The 19,657-nt window shown below is 32.2% G+C and carries 16 protein-coding genes; 10 read left to right on the forward strand and 6 right to left on the reverse strand.

Annotated elements, in window-relative coordinates:
* Positions 1-412: 412 nt before the first annotated feature.
* The 3 genes from odhB to ITB9_RS09565 are packed head-to-tail and all read right to left on the reverse strand — an operon-like array spanning position 413 to position 4,834.
* Entirely contained in the window at positions 413-1,663 is a 1,251-nt protein-coding gene (odhB, locus tag ITB9_RS09555) for a 2-oxoglutarate dehydrogenase complex dihydrolipoyllysine-residue succinyltransferase (protein WP_054852051.1), read from the reverse strand.
* 34 nt (positions 1,664-1,697) lie between these two features.
* Complete coding sequence (locus ITB9_RS09560; protein ID WP_054852052.1) at positions 1,698-2,063, reverse strand: DUF3887 domain-containing protein; 366 nt, start codon at positions 2,061-2,063, stop codon at positions 1,698-1,700.
* Between the two features lie 11 nt (positions 2,064-2,074).
* Positions 2,075-4,834 carry a 2-oxoglutarate dehydrogenase E1 component gene (locus ITB9_RS09565; RefSeq protein WP_054852053.1) on the reverse strand — a complete coding sequence of 920 codons (2,760 nt, stop codon included), beginning with the start codon at positions 4,832-4,834 and terminating at the stop codon, positions 2,075-2,077.
* Between the two features lie 116 nt (positions 4,835-4,950).
* Here ITB9_RS09565 and ITB9_RS09570 point away from each other — a divergent pair, with 116 nt between their 5' ends.
* Entirely contained in the window at positions 4,951-5,496 is a 546-nt protein-coding gene (locus ITB9_RS09570) for a hypothetical protein (protein WP_054852054.1), read from the forward strand.
* Here the strand turns inward: ITB9_RS09570 and ITB9_RS09575 are convergent.
* Both ITB9_RS09575 and ITB9_RS09580 read right to left on the reverse strand, forming a co-directional pair.
* Complete coding sequence (locus ITB9_RS09575; protein WP_054852055.1) at positions 5,493-5,843, reverse strand: hypothetical protein; 351 nt, start codon at positions 5,841-5,843, stop codon at positions 5,493-5,495. The two genes, ITB9_RS09570 and ITB9_RS09575, sit on opposite strands and share 4 nt — an antisense overlap.
* A gap of 5 nt (positions 5,844-5,848) precedes the next feature.
* The gene (locus ITB9_RS09580) at positions 5,849-6,823 is read right to left on the reverse strand and encodes a polyprenyl synthetase family protein (protein ID WP_054852056.1); all 975 of its coding nucleotides are present in this window, start codon (positions 6,821-6,823) and stop codon (positions 5,849-5,851) included.
* A gap of 127 nt (positions 6,824-6,950) precedes the next feature.
* On the opposite strand from ITB9_RS09580, the gene ITB9_RS09585 reads away from it, so the two are divergent.
* The 7 genes from ITB9_RS09585 (at position 6,951) to ITB9_RS09615 (ending at position 17,542) form a co-directional block, all read left to right on the forward strand.
* The gene (locus ITB9_RS09585; RefSeq protein WP_028607496.1) at positions 6,951-7,559 is read left to right on the forward strand and encodes a TetR/AcrR family transcriptional regulator; all 609 of its coding nucleotides are present in this window, start codon (positions 6,951-6,953) and stop codon (positions 7,557-7,559) included.
* Positions 7,559-8,866 (forward strand): TolC family protein, encoded by a 1,308-nt coding sequence (locus tag ITB9_RS09590; protein ID WP_028607497.1) that lies wholly within the window; start codon positions 7,559-7,561, stop codon positions 8,864-8,866. Before ITB9_RS09585 ends, ITB9_RS09590 begins: the two co-directional genes overlap by 1 nt.
* A gap of 22 nt (positions 8,867-8,888) precedes the next feature.
* Entirely contained in the window at positions 8,889-10,058 is a 1,170-nt protein-coding gene (locus ITB9_RS09595) for an efflux RND transporter periplasmic adaptor subunit (protein WP_054852057.1), read from the forward strand.
* 12 nt (positions 10,059-10,070) lie between these two features.
* On the forward strand, positions 10,071-13,583 hold the full coding sequence (locus ITB9_RS09600) for an efflux RND transporter permease subunit (protein ID WP_054852058.1): 3,513 nt from the start codon (positions 10,071-10,073) through the stop codon (positions 13,581-13,583).
* A 93-nt stretch (positions 13,584-13,676) separates the two neighbouring features.
* The gene (aspS, locus tag ITB9_RS09605; protein WP_054852059.1) at positions 13,677-15,431 is read left to right on the forward strand and encodes an aspartate--tRNA ligase; all 1,755 of its coding nucleotides are present in this window, start codon (positions 13,677-13,679) and stop codon (positions 15,429-15,431) included.
* A gap of 47 nt (positions 15,432-15,478) precedes the next feature.
* Positions 15,479-17,260: a chloride channel protein gene (locus ITB9_RS09610; protein WP_054852060.1), complete on the forward strand. Its 1,782-nt coding sequence runs from the start codon at positions 15,479-15,481 to the stop codon at positions 17,258-17,260.
* A gap of 42 nt (positions 17,261-17,302) precedes the next feature.
* Positions 17,303-17,542 (forward strand): hypothetical protein, encoded by a 240-nt coding sequence (locus tag ITB9_RS09615; RefSeq protein WP_054852061.1) that lies wholly within the window; start codon positions 17,303-17,305, stop codon positions 17,540-17,542.
* A gap of 139 nt (positions 17,543-17,681) precedes the next feature.
* On the opposite strand, the gene ITB9_RS09620 is transcribed toward ITB9_RS09615, so the two are convergent.
* Complete coding sequence (locus ITB9_RS09620) at positions 17,682-18,131, reverse strand: nucleoside deaminase (RefSeq protein WP_054852062.1); 450 nt, start codon at positions 18,129-18,131, stop codon at positions 17,682-17,684.
* Positions 18,132-18,195: 64 nt separating this feature from the next.
* Between ITB9_RS09620 and ITB9_RS09625 the strand changes: the two genes are divergently transcribed.
* Both ITB9_RS09625 and ITB9_RS09630 read left to right on the forward strand, forming a co-directional pair.
* Positions 18,196-18,525 carry a hypothetical protein gene (locus ITB9_RS09625; RefSeq protein ID WP_054852063.1) on the forward strand — a complete coding sequence of 110 codons (330 nt, stop codon included), beginning with the start codon at positions 18,196-18,198 and terminating at the stop codon, positions 18,523-18,525.
* A 129-nt stretch (positions 18,526-18,654) separates the two neighbouring features.
* Positions 18,655-19,653, forward strand: a complete 999-nt coding sequence (locus tag ITB9_RS09630; protein WP_054852064.1) for an energy transducer TonB — start codon at positions 18,655-18,657, stop codon at positions 19,651-19,653.
* The last annotated feature ends 4 nt before the right edge of the window (positions 19,654-19,657 follow it).

The following is a 19,657-nucleotide window of genomic DNA, read 5'->3' on the forward strand; positions in this document are numbered from 1 at the left end:
ATAATATTCAATTTACCTTTACGATGTTAACAATCAATTTTGGGAGAATTGATAAAGCTTTAAAACGATTTACTGTTTTAGAGCTTTTTTTTTGCTTCTATTGCGAAAAAATACGTAGTTATACGTATTTTATATATCCTTAACAATCAATACCTTTACCATGCTATTAATTAGTTCTTAGGGAGAATTATTTAAAGAAAACTCTGTATTGTAATGGTACAGAGTTTTTAACTAAAACAAGTATGTAAATATGATAGATTTAGAAAAAAGAACAAAAGAACAGAATACAATTATAATTGCATGTATTACAATACTAACTATTGTTATTGTTGCATTTAATATTTTTATCTTTTTTAAATAAAAAAAGGGAGCAATTAAATTGCTCCCTTTTTTTATTTATTAATTAGAATTATTATAATTCTAATGCTTTCTTGATATCGTTATTCATTAATAACTCGGTTGGGTTTTCTAAAGCTTCTTTAACAGCTACTAAAAAGCCTACACTTTCTTTACCATCAATTATTCTATGATCATAAGATAACGCAACATACATCATTGGATGTATTTCTACCTTACCATTTACAGCTATTGGTCTTTCAATAATATTATGCATACCTAAAATACCACTTTGAGGTGGATTAATAATAGGTGTAGACAACATACTACCAAATACTCCTCCATTTGTAATTGTAAATGTTCCACCTGTCATTTCATCTACTGTAATTTGTCCATCTCTAGCTCTTAGTGCTAAGCGTTTAACTTCAGATTCAACACCTCTAAAAGTTAAGTTTTCTGCATTTCTTATTACTGGCACCATTAATCCTTTAGGACCAGATACTGCAATACTAATGTCTACAAAATCAAAGCTTTTCATTTCTTTACCATCAATCATTGAGTTTACTGCAGGATACATTTGTAATGCACGAACAACTGCCAATGAGAAGAAAGACATAAAACCTAAGCTTACACCATGTTTAGCCTTGAAAGTTTCTTTATATTCTTTTCTAAGTTCAAAAATAGGAGCCATATCTACTTCGTTAAAAGTAGTTAACATAGCTGTTGTATTTTTAGCTTCTACTAAACGTTCTGCTACTTTACGTCGTAACATTGACATTTTAGTATTTGAAGATCCACGATTTCCCCCTGTTGGAGTTCCCATAGACGGTACAGCTTTTACTGCATCATCTTTTGTAATACGTCCATCTTTACCAGAGCCTTGAATTGTTGAGGCTTGAATATTTTTTTCAGCTAAAATCTTTTTTGCTGCAGGACTAGCAGTACCTGAAGCATAAGTTTCTGTTGCTGGGTTAGCAGCTTTAGCTGAATCATTATTTGGTGTTGATTTTTGGTCTTTAGCCAAATCTTTTTCAGCATTTGAGTTACCTCCTTCATCACCACCTTCAAAAGTGCTACTTGCTGGAGCTTCAGCACTTGTATCAATTAAACACACTACTTGGCCAACTGCTACAGCATCTCCTTCTTCCGCTTTAAGCGTAATAATTCCACTTGCTTCTGCAGGTAGCTCTAAAGTTGCTTTATCACTATCTACCTCAGCAATAGCTTGGTCTTTTTCTACATAATCACCATCTTGAACTAACCATTCTGCTATTTCAACTTCTGTGATAGATTCGCCTGGAGAAGGCACTTTCATTTCTAAAATCATCGTAATGTAATTTTATTTTGTTGTGTTAATTTTATTAGTTGATTGAATTTATTTCTAAAAATTCAAGTTTGTTATCTGTTCCTGCTTTGAAATACGCATTATAAACTCCGTTTTCAAAAACCATTGTATAGTTATTTCCAGATCTAACAGTATCTACATATTCTATTGATTTCATTTTACCTAAAGCATTCATTTTTAATTGATCCCTGAAGTAAGCTTTGGTTTTTTCTAATGTTAAAACCTTTTTGAAATCGCTGTTAAACATACTATAAATACCATCTACATCTCCATTATTATAATGTTTTTGAAAAGTTGACGCTATAGTTTTAGAAGTTTGACTTTCTTGAGCGAAGCCTATTGTTGAAACTAATAATGCTAGTATAAAAAGTATTTTTTTCATAATGGAAATATTTAATTACGTTGGTTGTTTTTTGATTTATCAAATACAAAACCGATAACTTCTTTATGACGTTTTTTAGATCTTACAGAACTACCAGCTGCTGGTGCACCATAAGGTCTTCTAGAGGCCAATCTAAATGTTTTAGCTTCGTCTAAATGCATTAACATGTGTGCATACGCTCCCATGTTTCTTGGTTCTTCTTGTGCCCAAACTACATCTTCAACATCTTTGTATTTGTCTAATATATTTTTAATATCCTGTGTTGGTAATGGAAATAGTTGTTCTATTCTAATAATAGCAACATCATCTCTGTTTAACTTAGTACGTTCTTCGTCTAAATCGTAATAAAACTTACCTGTTAAAAACACTAATGTTTTAACTTTTTCTGCTTTTACCTCTACATCATCAATTACAGTTTGGAAGCTTCCGTTAGCAAACTCTTCTACTGTACTTACACATTTAGGATGACGCAATAAACTTTTTGGTGTAAACACTATTAATGGTTTACGGTATTTAGATTTTACTTGACGTCTTAATAAGTGAAATATGTTAGCAGGAGTTGTACAGTCTGCAACAAACATATTGTCTTTAGCACATAATTGTAGGTAACGTTCCATGCGTGCTGAAGAGTGTTCTGCTCCTTGACCTTCATAACCATGAGGTAGTAACATGACTAACCCATTTTGAGTTTTCCATTTATCTTCACCTGCAGAAATGTATTGGTCTAACATGATTTGCGCACCATTACTAAAGTCTCCAAATTGTGCTTCCCAAATAGTTAATGTATTTGGACTTGCCATAGCATAACCGTAATCAAAACCTACAACTCCATACTCTGAAAGTAATGAATTAAAGATATGAAATTGACCTTGAGTATCACTAATTTGGTTTAATAATAAAATTTCTTCCTCGCTATCTTCTACCTTTACAACTGCATGTCTATGAGAAAAAGTACCACGCTCTACATCTTGACCAGACATACGTACATTGTAACCTTCTTCTAATAAAGTACCATAAGCTAAATGCTCTGCCATAGCCCAATCTAATCTGTTTTCGTCAAACATTTTTTGACGCTCATTTATTAGACGCTCTATTTTTCTGATAAACTTTTTATCTTTTGGTAAGTTAGATATTACTTTAGTAATTGCTTTTAATTTATCTGTAGAAGTTGTTGTGTCAACAGGTTGCATCATAACAGTTTCATCAACTTGTGTAAATGCTTTCCATTGTTCTTCCATAAACGGAGTGATTACCGTTTTATCTTCTTTACGAGAATCTTCTAGCTTTTCTTCTAAGCTAGATTTATAATCCTTTTCTAATTGCTTAACATGTCCTTTATCAATAATACCTTCTGACATTAATTTTTCAGCATAGATGTCTCTTGGGTTAGCATGTTTAGCAATTGCTTTATATAATTTAGGTTGTGTAAACCTAGGCTCATCACCTTCGTTATGACCATATTTTCTGTAACCTAATAGGTCAATAAATACGTCACGCTTAAAATTCATTCTAAAATCTAAAGCAAATAACATAGCGTGTACAACTGCTTCTGCATCATCTGCATTGACGTGTAATACTGGAGACAATGTTACTTTACCTATGTCTGTACAATACGTACTTGATCTTGCGTCTAAATAGTTAGTTGTAAATCCAACTTGATTATTTACTACAACGTGTATTGTACCATTAGTTTTATAACCATCTAACTGAGCCATTTGCACAACCTCGTACACCAATCCTTGACCAGCAATTGCAGCATCACCATGCACTACAATTGGTAATACTTTACTAAAGTCGTCGCTATAAAAATTGTCTTGTTTTGCTCTAACAATACCTTCTACTACTGCTCCTACAGTCTCTAAGTGAGATGGGTTTGGTGCAATACTTAGGTTTATTTTTTTCCCTGTATTGGTTTCTCTGTTACTAGTCCAACCTAAATGGTATTTTACATCTCCATCAAAAACTTCTTGCTCGTAATCTTTACCATCAAACTCGCTAAAAATATCTTTAGCTGATTTACCAAAAATATTTGTAAGTGTACTTAAACGACCTCTGTGAGCCATTCCCATTACAAACTCTTTAACACCAAGTTCTGCAGCTTTTTCAATAACTGCATCTAATCCAGGAATTAAAGACTCTCCTCCTTCTAGAGAAAAACGTTTTTGCCCTACATATTTAGTGTGTAAAAAACTTTCAAACGATACTGCTTCATTTAATTTTTTAAGGATATGCTTTTTTTGCTCTCCTGAAAAATTGGGTTGGTTATCGTTAATATTTAATTTATTCTGAATCCATTGTATTTCATCAGGCTTTCTAATATACATATACTCCACACCTATAGCATCACAATAAATGCTATTAAGATGTTTTAGTATTTCGCGTAAAGTTTGTGCACCAATACCAAGTATATCACCAGCATTAAAGCTTGTGTCAAGATCTGCATCTGATAACCCAAAATTTTCTAGTGCTAAAGTTGGCTCGTATTTTCTACGATCTCTAACAGGATTGGTTTTTGTAAATAAATGCCCTCTGTTACGATAACCATCTATTAATTTTACTACTTGAAATTCTTTCTGAACATGTTCTGGTATTTGACTAGAAACATTTTCAGTTAGTACTCCATCTTCAGTATAGTTTTCAGAACCAAAGTCGTAACCTTGAAAAAAGGCTCTCCAACTAGGCTCAACTGAGTCAGGATTTTTTAAGTATTGTTCGTATAAGTCAGCAAAGTATGCTGTATGTGCTGCGTTTAAAAAGGAGTATTTATCCATTATTTTCTTTAAGACGTGTTCGCTTCAACAAAATTTTATCAAAAATACAACATTTACCAAAAATAAAGATGCTTTTATTATATTTATAACATTGAAAAATTTCTAAATTAATTATTATGAAAATTAAATCGATTAAACTTCCTAAAATTATTGTTTTATCAGTAATCGCTTGTTTTTTATCAACTTTTGCTAATTCTCAGAACAATTTACCTCAGCAAAAAAGTGATTTTTGGAAAAACGTACGTTTTGGAGGTGGATTAGGTTTAAGTACTGGAAGTAATTTTTTTAGTGCTACTTTAGCTCCAAGTGCTATTTATCAGTTTAACAATACTTTTGCTATGGGTGTTGGTCTAAACGGAACATATAACAAAAGTAAAAACGTTTACAAATCTACCATTTTAGGAGGAAGTGTTATGGGTTTGTTTAATCCTATAGAAGACATACAGCTTTCTGCCGAGTTTGAACAGCTTAATGTTAACCAACAATTTGAAGGTGCTTTTGCTGAAAATACAGATAGAAACTATTGGGTACCTGCTTTATTTATTGGTGCAGGTTACAGAACTAACAACGTCACGTTTGGTGTTAGATATGATTTACTATATGATGAAGCTGATAGTGTTTACGCTAATGCTTTTGTGCCTTTTGTTAGAGTTTTCTTTTAAGAATATTTTTGCCTAAACCACACTTTTTGCCATTCTCTTTTTAAGATTAAAAATGAAACGTCTTCAGATAATTGTAATGTATCACTACCATCTAATTTTTTAATCGCGTCTTCTGACACATCTATTATATAAAGCAAGTTAAGATACTCGGCAAACTTTTCCTGAATCAGCTTATATACTGTCTCATGCAACATTAGTTTTAAACTTGAAGGTAAAATATCAAGACTAAAATCCAAATCTATATTAGCATACAAAAAATCTTTATTTAATTGTTGCACTAATTTTTGATACAAATTTTGTGTACTTGCATGCTCTATTAATTGGTTAAAATCTGATGGTAAATCCATAAAAACTAGACACTTCTTGTCATTAAATTAGTCCCAAAAGTTTTAAGCAATTGTTTTTTATCTTCAGATATACTTAGTGTGTCTAACACTTCAAAAGCCTTATTGGTATATTCTTTAATAGCTTCCTTAGTCGCTTCAGCAGATCCAGAGGCTACAAAATACTGTTTTACAGTTTCGATTTTATCACTATTATCTTCTAAATTAACAGAAAACAATTGTTCTAATCTATGTTTATCACTATCATCTAAAGCTTGTAATGCTTTTAAATAAAGGTAGGTTTTTTTATTTTCAATTATATCTCCTCCAACTTGTTTACCAAAAGTTTTTGGATCACCAAAAGCGTCTAAATAATCATCTTGTAATTGAAAAGCTATTCCTAAAAGACGACCAAATTGATAAATGCTATTTTGATTGTCTTCAGAAGTTTCGGCAACAATTGCTCCCATTTTCATGGCTGCTCCAACTAAAACTGCTGTTTTGTATTCAATCATTTTTAAATACTCAGGTATAGTTACATTATCTCTTGTCTCAAAATCAACATCATATTGTTGACCTTCGCAAACCTCTAAAGCTGTTTTGCTAAATAATTTTGCTAAAGACTGAAATACTTGTGGATTATAGTTTTCAAATAACTGATATGCCATAATCAACATAGCATCTCCCGACAAAATACCTGTATTTATATCCCACTTTTCGTGAACTGTTTGTTGACCACGTCTTAAAGGTGCATCATCCATAATGTCATCATGTACCAATGAAAAATTATGAAACACCTCTATACTCAAGGCTGCATCTAAAGCCTTAGTATGATTAGACCCAAAAATCTCGGCAGTCATTAAAGTCAACACTGGTCGTAAACGTTTACCACCTAGTTGTAATATATAATGTATAGGATTGTAAAGGTTAGCTGGTTCTTTTGGTGACGCATACCCTTTAAGATAATCCGTAAAAGCAGTTTGATATGATAAAATATTTTGCATTCTGCAAAAATAACGCAAATCCTATTAACAAACTAAAGTCTATGTAAAGAGCTGTGTTAAAAAACTATTAATACTTTGGAAACTTTTATTGTTTTTAAAGTTTCCTGTCGTACATTTGTGCCAAATTATGAGAGAAAAAATTATACTTAAATCTGCCGAACTATTTTTAACACTTGGTTTTAAAAGTGTTACAATGGATGAGATTGCCAATGCCTTAGGTATTTCTAAAAAAACAATCTATCAACATTTTGATAATAAAACTAAATTAGTGGAGGCAACTACAACACAAATTTTTGAAAATATATGTGGAGGAATTGATTGTATTTGTGATAAATCACATAATCCAATTGAGGAACTATATGATATTAAAATGTTTGTTATGACGTATTTAAAAAACGAAAAAGCATCACCACAATATCAATTAAAAAAATACTACCCTCAAATACATAACAACTTGCATTTAAAACAATTTGAAAAAATGTATGTATCTGTTAAAGACAGCATGCAAAAAGGTGTAGACACAGGGTTGTTTAGAAAAAATATAAATGTCGATTTTATTTCTAGAATGTACTTTAACGGTATGTCTGGTATTAAAGACGAAACTATTTTTCCGACAAGTATTTTTACAATGGAGTATCTAATGGAAAGCTATTTAGAATATCATTTAAGAGCCATTTGTACTGAAAAAGGATTACAAACACTAAATAAATTTATAAACAAAACCACCCTTAACTAATGAAAAACTTAATCTTAGTATTTAGTTTAATTCTGACGTCCATAGCAGTTGGTCAGGAAGCACCTACCAATATGTCATTACAAGAAGCTATTGACTATGCGTTAGAAAACAACAGAACTGCAAAAAATGCAGCGTTGGATATAGAAGCTGCCATCAAACAAAAATGGGAAACTACAGCTACAGGTTTACCTCAACTTAATGCTGCAGTAGACTACCAAAACGCACTAAAACGTAATGTATTTGTATTTGGAGACCAAGTAATACAAGTTGGCTCTAAGCACACATTAACAGGTACTGCTACTCTAAGTCAATTATTATTTGATGGGTCGTACTTAGTAGGACTACAATCCGCAAAGGTATATTTAGAGATTTCTAAAAACGCAAAAACAAAAACCGATTTAGAAGTTAGAAAAGCTGTAATTAATGCCTACGGAAATGTGCTTTTAGCAGAAGAAAGTGTTGCTATTTTAGAACGTAACATTAGTGTACTAGAAAAAAACCTAAATGATATTACCAAGATTTTTGAAAATGGTTTAGAAGAAGAAGAAAGCGTAGAGCAATTAAAAATAACATTATCTAGTGTAAAAAGTAATTTAAATAACACAACACGTTTAAAAGACTTAGCTTATCAAATGCTAAACTTAACTATTGGTAAACCTATTAACGACACGACTGTATTGACTGAAGACCTAGATGCTTTAGCACTTCAAAACATTAAATTAGAATTATTAGATACTGATAACAGCATAGAAAATAATATAGATTATAAAATAGCCCAAAACGACAAAACGTCTAAAGAGCTATTAGTTAAGTTAGAAAAAAGCAAAGCATTACCTAGTTTAAGCGCCTTTATAAACGGAGGGTATACAGGAAACAGAGAGTCTTTTAATTTTACAAATACAAACGAAAAATGGTATGGATCATCAATATTTGGTGTGAGCTTAAATGTACCAATATTTAGCTCTGGTATGCGTAGTGCAGCAACACAACGTGCTAAAATAAACTTAGAAAAAGCAGACATTAACCTTACCGAAACAGAGCAAATGTTAAATCTGCAAATAGAATCTGCAAAAAGCGATTACCAATTTGCTATTGAAGATTACCAAAATAAAAAAGAAAATCTGACACTTGCCGAGCGTATTGAAACTAAAAACCAAACCAAATTTTTTGAAGGAATTGGTTCTAGTTTTGAACTAAGACAAGCGCAAACGCAATTATATACTGCACAACAAGAATTACTTCAAACTATGCTAGATGTCATAACAAAAAAAGCAGAACTAGAAACTTTACTTAACACTACAAACTAATCAACCTTACAAAACAATAATTATGAAACATATAATAACACTTTCATTTGCTGCTATTTTATTAGCTTCATGTGGTGGAAATAAAAAGAATTCAGTCGAAAAAATATTAGAGAAAAACAACCTTGAAGACATTCGTACAAAACGTGCTGAATTAGTTACAGATCAAGAAGCTATTCAATCTAAAATAAAATTATTAGACGAAAGAATTAAAACCCTTGATACTACTCAAAATATTCCTTTAATTACAACTATCAAAGCTAAAGAAGAAGTTTTTGATCACGTATTAGAATTACAAGGTAACGTTACAACAAAAAACCTTTTAACTATTACACCAGAATATAATGGGATTTTAACCAATGTTTATGTCAAAGAAGGTCAACGCGTAAGTAAAGGACAAACCTTAGCCAAAATTGATGATGGTGGATTAAGCCAACAATTAGCGCAACTTAAAATACAGTCTGCTTTAGCCAAAACTACATTTGAACGTCAAGAAAGATTATGGAATCAAAAAATTGGTAGCGAAATACAATATCTTCAAGCAAAATCGTCTTTTGAAGCTCAAGAAGAGGCTATAAATCAATTACAACAGCAACTAAACAAAACTACAGTTAGAGCGCCTTTTTCAGGAACTATTGATGATGTAATTACAGAAAAAGGTAGTGTTGTAGGTGCAGGACAAACACCATTAATGCGTATTGTAAACTTAAACGACATGTACATTGAAACTGATGTACCAGAAAGCTACATACCATCTGTAGTAAAAGGAAAAAAAGTAACTGTAGAGTTTCCTGTTTTAGGAACAACAATAGACACTAAAATCCGTCAAGCTGGAGATATTATTAATCCTGCTAACCGTACTTTTAAAGTAGAAGTTGATGTACCAAACAAAGACAAAACAATTAAGCCTAACTTAACTGCAAAACTTAAAATAAACGATTATACCAACCCAAAAGCAATTTTAATACCACAAAGTATTATATCTGAAAATGCAGAAGGCGAACAATATGTTTACGTTGTAAAAGACAAAAAAGACGACAATAAAGGCACTGTCAGTAAAGTCATTATTAAAACAGGAAAAACACAAGGTGATGTTATTGAAGTTTTAGAAGGTATTGCAGGTGGAGCTGAATTGATCCAAGAAGGTGCACGTAGTGTAAAAGACGGACAAACTGTTAAAGTAATTAAATACTAAACCAACTAAATAATGACTAAAAAGAAAAAACAAGTCGATAAAGAATTTGGTTTGTCGTCGTGGGCAATTAATAATAAAACCACGATGTATGTACTAATTGCAGTAATCTTTTATTTAGGGATTTCTGCGTTTTTTGACATGCCAAGAGAAAACTTTCCGGAAGTAAACGAAACTAAAATATATGTTAGTTCAATATATCCAGGAAACACTGCAGAGGATATTGAAAAACTAATTTCCGATCCTTTAGAAGATAAATTAAAAACGGTTAGTAATGTTGTAGAAATTACTTCAACATCGCAAGAAGATTACTCGATGTTGATTGTTGAGTTTGATGATGGTTTAACTGTTGATCAAGCCAAACAAAAGGTAAAAGATGAAATTGACACTGAAACTTCTGGCGAAGATTGGCCAACCTTTAATGGAGCAAAAGTAGAACCAGATGTGTTTGAGTTAAGCTTATCTGAAGAAATGCCAATCTTAAACATTAATATCTCTGGAGATTATCCTATTCAGAAACTAAAAGAATATGCTGAATATCTTCAAGATGAAATTGAAAATCTTCAAGAAATAAAGAAAGCAGATATTCGAGGTGCTCAAGAAAAAGAAGTTGAAGTTGCAGTTGATATTTATAAAATGATGGCTGCTCAAGTTACTTTTAACGATATTATCGCAGCAATAAACAATGGTAACTTAACCATGTCTGCTGGTAACTTAAAAGCAAGTGGACAACGTCGTACTATTAGAGTTTTAGGTGAAATTGAAAAACCTTCAGAACTTGAAAATTTTGTTGTTAAATCAGAACAAGGAAATGCAATATACCTTAAAGACCTAGCAACGGTAACTTTTAAAGAAGAAGACAAAACAACTTTTGCAAGAGAGTATGGACATCCTGTAGTAATGCTAGATGTTAAAAAACGTGCTGGTAAAAATATGGTTGCTGCAGCAGAGCAAATTCAAGTTATAGTTGCAGATGCAATAGACAATGTATTTCCTCCAGACTTAACTGTAACAGTTGTTAACGATCAATCTTCAAAAACTATTGGTCAAGTCGATGATTTAGTAAACAATATCATCTTTGGGGTTATCTTGGTAGTAACCGTTTTAATGTTCTTTTTAGGATTTAAAAACGCCTTATTTGTCGGGTTTGCAATCCCAATGTCTATGTTTATGTCCTTAATGATATTACAATTATTAGGGCAAAGTTTAAATACAATGGTATTATTTGGTCTAATTATGGGACTTGGTATGCTTGTGGATAATGGTATTGTTGTAGTTGAAAACGTGTATCGTTTAATGGAATCTGAAGGTATGAGCAGAATTGAAGCTGCTAAAAAAGGTATTGGCGAAATTGCTTTTCCTATTATTATATCTACAGCTACTACAGTTGCAGCCTTTATTCCGTTAGGTTTATGGCCAGGAATTATGGGAGAATTCATGAAAATTTTACCTATAACATTATCTGTAGTATTAGGTTCTTCATTATTTGTGGCTATCTTTTTCAATTCGGTTTTAGTATCAAGATACATGACTATTGAAGACAAGGATATGCCTTTAAAGCAAATCATTAAAACCTCATCTATTATTGCTATTATCGGTATTTTAATATTAATGTTTGGAGGCGCTTACAGAGGCTTAGGTACAGTAATGATTTTTACTGCTGTAATGCTTTGGGCTTACCGTTTCTTTATTAGAAAAGCAGCTAATTATTTCCAGAACAAAACTTTAGTTTCTTTAGAAAACTGGTACGAACGTAAACTTCGTGCTGCTCTTTCAGGAAGAAAACCTTATTTATTAAGTGTTGGGACCTTCTTATTATTAATTGCATCGTTTATAGCATTTGGTATGTCATTAGGCGCAAAACGAACCAAAGTAGAGTTTTTCCCAGATAATAAACCAAATCAGATTATTGTTTACATAGAATATCCTGAAGGTACAGCCATAGAAAAAACAAATGCTATTACCAAAGAGATAGAACAACGTGTATTCACAGTATTAAATGATGACCATTACATGGATGATGGTTATAATTATTTAGTAGAAAGTACAGTATCTCAAGTTGGTGAAGGTGCAGGAAACCCTCAAACCGATGGTGGATCTGCTGCAGAAATGCCACACAAGGCCAAGATTACAGCTTCAATGCGTGAGTATAAATTTAGACGTGGCGAAGACAGTGAAGCGCTTAGACAAAAAGTACAAACCGCTTTAGTTGGTATTTATCCTGGAGTTTTAATTTCGGTTGAAAAAGATGCTAACGGACCTCCTGTTGGACCTCCTATTAATATTGAAATTGAAGGCGAAGATTACGACGAGTTAATCGCTACTGCAGAATCTATGCGAGAATTTATTAACACTAAAAGTATTCAAGGTATTGACGAGCTTAAGATTGATGTAAATAAAGCTAAACCAACCATGCGTGTCACTATTGACAGAGAAAAAGCTGGTGAGTTAGGTATTAGTGCTGCACAAGTTGGACAACAATTACGTAGCTCTGTATTTGGATCTAAAGCAGGTGTTTATAAAGAAGATGGTGACGATTACGATATTTATGTTCGTTTTAATAAAGAAAACAGATACAATAAAAGTGCTTTATTTAATCAAAACATAACGTTTAGAGACAATACTGGCCAAATAAAAAGCGTACCAGTTTCTGCTGTAATTAAATACGAGAACAACTCAGGTTTTAGCGCTATTAAACACAAAGACACTAGACGTGTTGTAACTGTTTACTCTGCATTATCACCAGGTTTTACAGATGCAGCTGCTATTGTAAGTCAAATTCAAAACGAAATGAAAAGTTATGAAAACTTACCAAAAGGCATCAAAATAGATTACACAGGTCAAATTGAAGAGCAAAACAAACAAATGCTATTTTTAGTTGGCGCCTTTTTTACTGGACTTGGGTTAATCTTTTTCATATTAATATTCCAATTTAATTCGGTTTCAAAACCAACAATAATCATGATTGCTATTTTCCTTAGTTTTATTGGTGTATTTGGTGGTATTGTAATTTCAGGAAGCTCTTTCGTTATAATGATGACCATGGTTGGTATAATATCTCTAGCCGGAATTGTTGTAAATAATGGTGTGGTATTATTAGATTATGCTCAACTTCTTATAGACAGAAAGAAAGCTAAATTAGATTTAGATGAAGACGACTATCTTACAAATGAAGATTTATTTGAAAGTATTGTAAACGCAGGAAAAGCACGTTTAAGACCAGTATTATTAACTGCAATTACTACCATTTTTGGATTAATACCGTTAGCTATTGGACTAAATATTAACTTCTTTACTTTATTTGCAGATTTTAATGCCAACATATATATGGGAGGAGATAACGTAATATTTTGGGGTCCATTAGCTTGGACTGTAATTTACGGATTACTTATCGCTACTTTCTTAACATTAATTGTGGTTCCAATATTATTTTTCTTAACCATAAGATTTAAAATGTGGTTAAAAAATAAATTTTCTTCTAATGTAAATGAAGAAGAAATTGTAATAGACACTGTAATTGAAGAATAATTTTCAGTTTACAACATACAATTAAATGATTTAAACAAAAAATCCGAAGTCTTTACTTCGGATTTTTTACTTTTGCATTTCTAATAGATAATTATGTACAGAAGTCACAACTGTGGTGAGCTAAACGCATCACATATAAATACAGAAGTTACCCTTTCAGGTTGGGTACAAAAATCAAGAGATAAAGGATTTATGATATGGGTCGATCTTCGTGATCGTTATGGTATTACTCAACTTATTTTTGATGAAGAGCGTACCTCAAAAGACATTCTTGAACAAGCTCAAAAATTAGGTCGCGAATTTGTAATACAAGTAAAAGGTACTGTTATTGAGCGTGCTTCTAAAAATCCAAATATTCCAACAGGAGATATAGAGATTTTAGTATCAGAATTAACTATTTTAAACGAAGCGCTTTTACCTCCTTTTACTATCGAAGATAAGACCGATGGTGGAGAAGATATCAGAATGAAATACCGTTATCTAGATATTAGAAGAAATCCTGTTAAAAACAATTTAATTTTCAGAGCAAAAGTGACTCAGGAAGTTAGAAACTTTTTATCAAACAATGACTTTATTGAAGTTGAAACACCTTACTTAATCAAGTCTACGCCAGAAGGTGCTAGAGATTTTGTAGTACCTTCTAGAATGAATGAAGGTGAGTTTTACGCACTTCCACAATCACCTCAAACCTTTAAGCAATTGCTTATGGTTGGTGGAATGGACAAATACTTCCAGATTGTAAAATGTTTTAGAGACGAAGATTTACGTGCAGACAGACAACCAGAATTTACGCAAATTGACTGCGAAATGGCATTTGTTGAGCAAGAAGATATATTAAATATTTTTGAAGGTTTAACACGTCACTTACTTAAAGAAGTTAATGGTGTAGAGGTTGACAAATTTCCACGTATGTTATATGACGATGCCATGCGTTTATACGGAAACGACAAACCAGACATTAGATTTGGAATGGAGTTTGGAGAGCTTAACGCTGTAGCGCAACACAAAGATTTTGGTGTTTTTAATAATGCCGAATTAGTTGTTGGTATTGCTGTTCCTGGCGGAAACAGTTATACACGTAAAGAAATAGACAAATTAATTGATTGGGTAAAACGTCCGCAAGTTGGTGCTTTAGGTATGGTTTACTCACGTTGTAATGACGACGGAACATTTAAATCTTCTGTAGATAAATTTTACGACCAAGACGATCTAGCAAAATGGGCAGAAGTAACTGGAGCCAAAGCTGGTGATTTAGTTTGTATATTATCTGGAGACACTAATAAAGTACGTGCGCAACTAAGTGCTTTACGTATGGAATTAGCAGAGCGTTTAGGTTTAAGAGATCCTAAAGTATTTGCTCCATTATGGGTTATAGATTTCCCATTATTAGAACTTGATGAAGAAACAGGTCATTACCACGCTATGCATCATCCATTTACATCACCAAAACCTGGTCAAATAGAATTATTAGACACAAATCCTGGAGATGTTAAAGCTAATGCTTACGATTTGGTTCTTAACGGAAACGAAATTGGTGGTGGATCTATACGTATACACGACAAAGCAACACAAGCAATCATGCTTAAACATTTAGGATTTAGCGAAGAAGACGCTAAAGCTCAGTTTGGCTTTTTAATGGATGCTTTTGAATATGGAGCACCTCCACATGGTGGATTAGCCTTTGGACTAGATAGATTAGTTTCTATTTTAGGTGGACAAGAAACCATTAGAGACTTTATTGCCTTCCCTAAAAACAATTCTGGTCGAGACGTCATGATTGATGCTCCTGCTCCAATTGATGATGAACAATTAAAAGAATTAAATCTTAAATTAGATTTACAATCATAAAAATAAAAAATCCTGCAAATCGCAGGATTTTTTATTACATTTAATTAATGCCTAAACAACCATTACATAAACGTTTTTTTATCTGGAGAATTAAAAACATCTCAGAAAAAAACTTCACTTATATTTTAAGCGGATTGGTTGGACTATTTGCTGGATTAGCAGCAGTAACATTAAGAAACATAACATTTACTATAGAGAGCGCTTTAGATAATTTAGTTGTATTTTCTAAAAATCAAATCTATTTTATACTACCTGTTTTTGGATTGTTTTTAGTGTATTTATTTACAAAATACATCACTAAAAAAAAGGTAGAACATGCCATACCTTCCATATTGTTTAAGTTATCTAAACGTAGTGGGTTAATAGAGCGCTCCAAAATATACATACCATTAATAACCGCACCTTTAACTGTTGGGTTTGGAGGATCTGTTGGATTACTAGGACCAGCTATTGCTTCCGGATCTGCAATTAGTTCTAACTTGGGCAAGCTTTTTCATGTTAATCAGCAAACACGTACTTTACTAATTGGTTGCGCAGCTGCAGGAGCCATTTCATCTATATTTAAATCACCAATTGCAGCTATTATTTTTGCAGTAGAAGTATTTAGTTTGGATTTGACCTTTGCTTCATTACTACCATTACTTATAGCTTCAGTTGCTTCGGTGTTGACTTCTTATTTCTTTTTGGGTGACGACTTATTATTCAACTTTAATTTTTCAGATAAATTTCAAATTAAAGACACTTTATTTTATGTAGTATTAGGTGTAGGTACTGGATTTGCTTCGATTTATTTTACTAAAATGTATTTCTTCATTTTAAAATTCTTTGAACGGTTTAGATCAAGACTCATTAAATTAATTATTGGTGGATTGGCTATTGGTGTAATGTTATATTTTATTCCACCATTGTATGGAGAAGGTTTTGGTTTTATAAATAATCTATTAGCAGGAAACCATTTGGCTGCATTAGGCACCACACCTTTTGACCATTTTAACGAAAATATTTGGGTTGTTATAGCATTACTAATTGGTATAACTGTTTTTAAAGCCATAGCCATGACCACTACATTTGCAGCTGGAGGAGCTGGAGGAATTTTTATACCGACTATGGTTATGGGTAGTGCATTGGGTAATGTCGTGGCTAAAATAATCAACAATTTAGGCTTAGGTTTTAATGTTTCAGAAACCAATTTCACTTTAATTGGTATGGCTGGTTTGATAGCAGGTGTATTGCATGCTCCCTTGACAGCTATTTTCTTAATTGCTGAAATTACTGGTGGTTACGAGTTATTTATTCCGTTAATGATAGCAGTAAGCATGTCTTTCATTATTAAAAAAAACGCAATAGATTTTACCATTTACACTAAAGAGCTAGCTTTAAAAGGCGAATTATTAACCCACAATAAAGATCAAAGCGTATTAACTTTAATGTCTTTGGATAGTGTAATAGAAACCAATTTTGTTAGACTTAATCCAAACATGACTTTAGGTGATATGTTACATAAAGGTGTAGCAAAATCTACTCGGAATTTATTTCCTGTAGTCAACAAAAACAAAGCGTTAGTTGGAATTATACTTTTGGATGACGTACGCGAAATCATGTTTAACCAAGCACTTTACCACACCACTTTGGTGGAAGACTTGATGCATAATCCACCAGATATTATAGATTACAAAACAGATTCTATGAAAACCGTAATGGCAAAATTTCAAGATTCTAACGCCTGGAATTTACCAGTAATTAAAGACGGCAAGTACATAGGTTTTGTTTCAAAATCTAAATTATTAACCGCTTACAGACGTCAATTAATAAACTACACGACCACTTAACTAAGCATTTTATATCTTTACAAAAAAATCTAATTTTAAAACGTGAAATACCTAATCGGACTATCTTTTATCGCATCTGTAGCAAGCATAATTTGTGGTTATTGGCTAGAAGTTGACTATGGACAAAAACTAATAGGTTTTGGTGTTTTAGGATTGTTTTTTGTAGTCATCCCGTTATTTACCTATCACAGATGGAAAGACAGAGATGCCAAAGAATACATGTTAACTAAAGAAAAAATAGAAGACATGCGTAAAAAAGAAGGCGATAAAAGACGCTTTTAGTATTTTATTTGGGCATTACCCTTTTCCGCTGAAAAGCTACAATGGGTCGCGCTATCCACTGTATCTTTTTGTTTTTTTTAGTAAAACAAAAAGGATGTCGTTACTATCCCTAATGCACTAAACCGCCAACACTGGTCTTTTAATTTAAGTTTCGTTTTTCTATAAAAAAACGTTTTAATAAAGCGGAAGCTTCCTCAGCTAACACTCCACCAACCATTTTTGTTTTAGGATGTAATTTAGTATTTAATGCAATACACCCACGATCTTCATCTCTTGCTCCATAAACAATTTTAGATATCTGACTCCAATACAATGCTCCTGCACACATTTGGCAAGGTTCTAAAGTGACATACAACGTACAGTCTTTTAAATATTTTCCACCTAAAAAATTAGCAGCAGCAGTAATTGCCTGCATTTCTGCATGTGCTGTTACATCATTTAAAAGTTCGGTTAAATTATGTGCTCTAGCAATAATGCGGTCTTTTATAACAATTACAGCACCAACCGGAATTTCGCCTTTATCAAAAGCATCCTCAGCTTCCTGAAGTGCTTTTTTCATAAAATAAGTATCGTCGTATGGATTTATCATAAATTCAAACTTACAAATTATTAATAAAACTATATATTTGATTTCAACTTTAAAAAACCAACAAATGAAAATCAAATTATTATTAGCAGGAATAGCATTATCGTTTATGTCTTGCGCAGGTACTCCTGAAGAAGAAGCTGCAAAACGTTTTTGTGAATGCTCAGGTGATATGGCTGAACTTACAAAACAAATGAAAGAAGATCCTGCAGCAATGGATTTTGCTAAATACACTAAAGTGATGGAAGATTTTCAGAAATGTGTAGATCCAGATGGCGAAATGAAAAAGAAAGAAGATGCCATGAACGAAGAAGAGAAAAAAGCTTATGGAGAAAAAATGAAAGCGTTAGTAGCTGAATCATGTCCTGATGTTGCAAAAACAATGGGAATGGAATAAGTTTTAATAACATAAAAAGACTTAAAAGTGGGAATTGTCAAAAAACAGTTCCCATTTTTTTTACATAAAAAAACTCAATAACGAACGGTTCGGCAAGGCTTTTGATGCCTATTAAAAAACTATTTTAATATGGCCAACTACTACTCTATTAAAATCCCAAAACCATGTCATGAAAATTGGGATACAATGTCACCACAAGATAAAGGTCGCTTTTGCGGATTATGTAATAAAACGGTTATTGATTTTACTAAAATGGATACCTATCAAATTCAAGATTTTTTACAAGAAAATAAAGACAAACGCATTTGCGGTCATATCAAGCAAACACAACTAGACTCGATAAACTTAACAATTCCTTTAAGCTTAATACAGCAAAAGCATAGTGTTTATAAATCATTCTTTTTAGCAGCCATGATTATTATGGGAACAAGTTTATTTAACTGCTCTTCTAACAACGGAACACCAAAAAAAATTGACACTATAGAAGTTATTGATTCGACTAAAAATGAAGTTATTGATGTTTTAGGATTAATCGAGATGCCTATTGAGACAGATAGTTTAATTACAAAACAGAAAGATTGTAAAACTCCACAAATAATTAAAGCTCCAATCCCTCCTCTTGATGGTATGATAGTAATTGAAAACATAACCACAGGAGAAATTATCACAACTCCAGACCCTATAAATATAGATTCGTTAAAAATAGAAATTCCTATACCTGAAATAATGGGTGACATGGTATTAGAAACTGATAACACACAAGAACCTTTTCCTTTTAATACGGTAGACGAGTTACCAAAATTTAAAAACTCACCCGAATTCTCTAACACGCATGATGAAACTAAATATTTTGAATCTCAGCTAAGTAACTTTGTAAAAAACAACTTCAATAAAAAATTAATCACAAAATTTGATTCAGTTTCAGAGACACATCGTATTTATGTGAATTTTGAAATTGAAAATAATGGTTCTATTAAAATACTTAATATTAGAGCACCTCATCCATCACTTAAAAAGGAGGCAGAACGCGTAATGAAAAAATTACCAAAATTTATTCCTGCAAAAAAGGATGGTAAAAACGTTTCCGTTTTATATACTTTACCCATAATTTTTAATACAGAAGACTAATAAA

This window comes from Olleya sp. ITB9 (assembly GCF_001315805.1).
Taxonomy (GTDB): Bacteria; Bacteroidota; Bacteroidia; order Flavobacteriales; family Flavobacteriaceae; genus Olleya; species Olleya sediminilitoris.

Excerpts from the sequence above, each read along its gene's own strand:
- odhB (WP_054852051.1), bottom strand. The coding sequence starts at position 1,663 with ATGATTTTAGAAATGAAAGTGCCTTCTCCAGGCGAATCTATCACAGAA.
- ITB9_RS09560 (WP_054852052.1), bottom strand. The coding sequence starts at position 2,063 with ATGAAAAAAATACTTTTTATACTAGCATTATTAGTTTCAACAATAGGC.
- ITB9_RS09565 (WP_054852053.1), bottom strand. The coding sequence starts at position 4,834 with ATGGATAAATACTCCTTTTTAAACGCAGCACATACAGCATACTTTGCT.
- ITB9_RS09570 (WP_054852054.1), top strand. The coding sequence starts at position 4,951 with ATGAAAATTAAATCGATTAAACTTCCTAAAATTATTGTTTTATCAGTA.
- ITB9_RS09575 (WP_054852055.1), bottom strand. The coding sequence starts at position 5,843 with ATGGATTTACCATCAGATTTTAACCAATTAATAGAGCATGCAAGTACA.
- ITB9_RS09580 (WP_054852056.1), bottom strand. The coding sequence starts at position 6,823 with ATGCAAAATATTTTATCATATCAAACTGCTTTTACGGATTATCTTAAA.
- ITB9_RS09585 (WP_028607496.1), top strand. The coding sequence starts at position 6,951 with ATGAGAGAAAAAATTATACTTAAATCTGCCGAACTATTTTTAACACTT.
- ITB9_RS09590 (WP_028607497.1), top strand. The coding sequence starts at position 7,559 with ATGAAAAACTTAATCTTAGTATTTAGTTTAATTCTGACGTCCATAGCA.
- ITB9_RS09595 (WP_054852057.1), top strand. The coding sequence starts at position 8,889 with ATGAAACATATAATAACACTTTCATTTGCTGCTATTTTATTAGCTTCA.
- ITB9_RS09600 (WP_054852058.1), top strand. The coding sequence starts at position 10,071 with ATGACTAAAAAGAAAAAACAAGTCGATAAAGAATTTGGTTTGTCGTCG.
- aspS (WP_054852059.1), top strand. The coding sequence starts at position 13,677 with ATGTACAGAAGTCACAACTGTGGTGAGCTAAACGCATCACATATAAAT.
- ITB9_RS09610 (WP_054852060.1), top strand. The coding sequence starts at position 15,479 with ATGCCTAAACAACCATTACATAAACGTTTTTTTATCTGGAGAATTAAA.
- ITB9_RS09620 (WP_054852062.1), bottom strand. The coding sequence starts at position 18,131 with ATGATAAATCCATACGACGATACTTATTTTATGAAAAAAGCACTTCAG.
- ITB9_RS09625 (WP_054852063.1), top strand. The coding sequence starts at position 18,196 with ATGAAAATCAAATTATTATTAGCAGGAATAGCATTATCGTTTATGTCT.
- ITB9_RS09630 (WP_054852064.1), top strand. The coding sequence starts at position 18,655 with ATGGCCAACTACTACTCTATTAAAATCCCAAAACCATGTCATGAAAAT.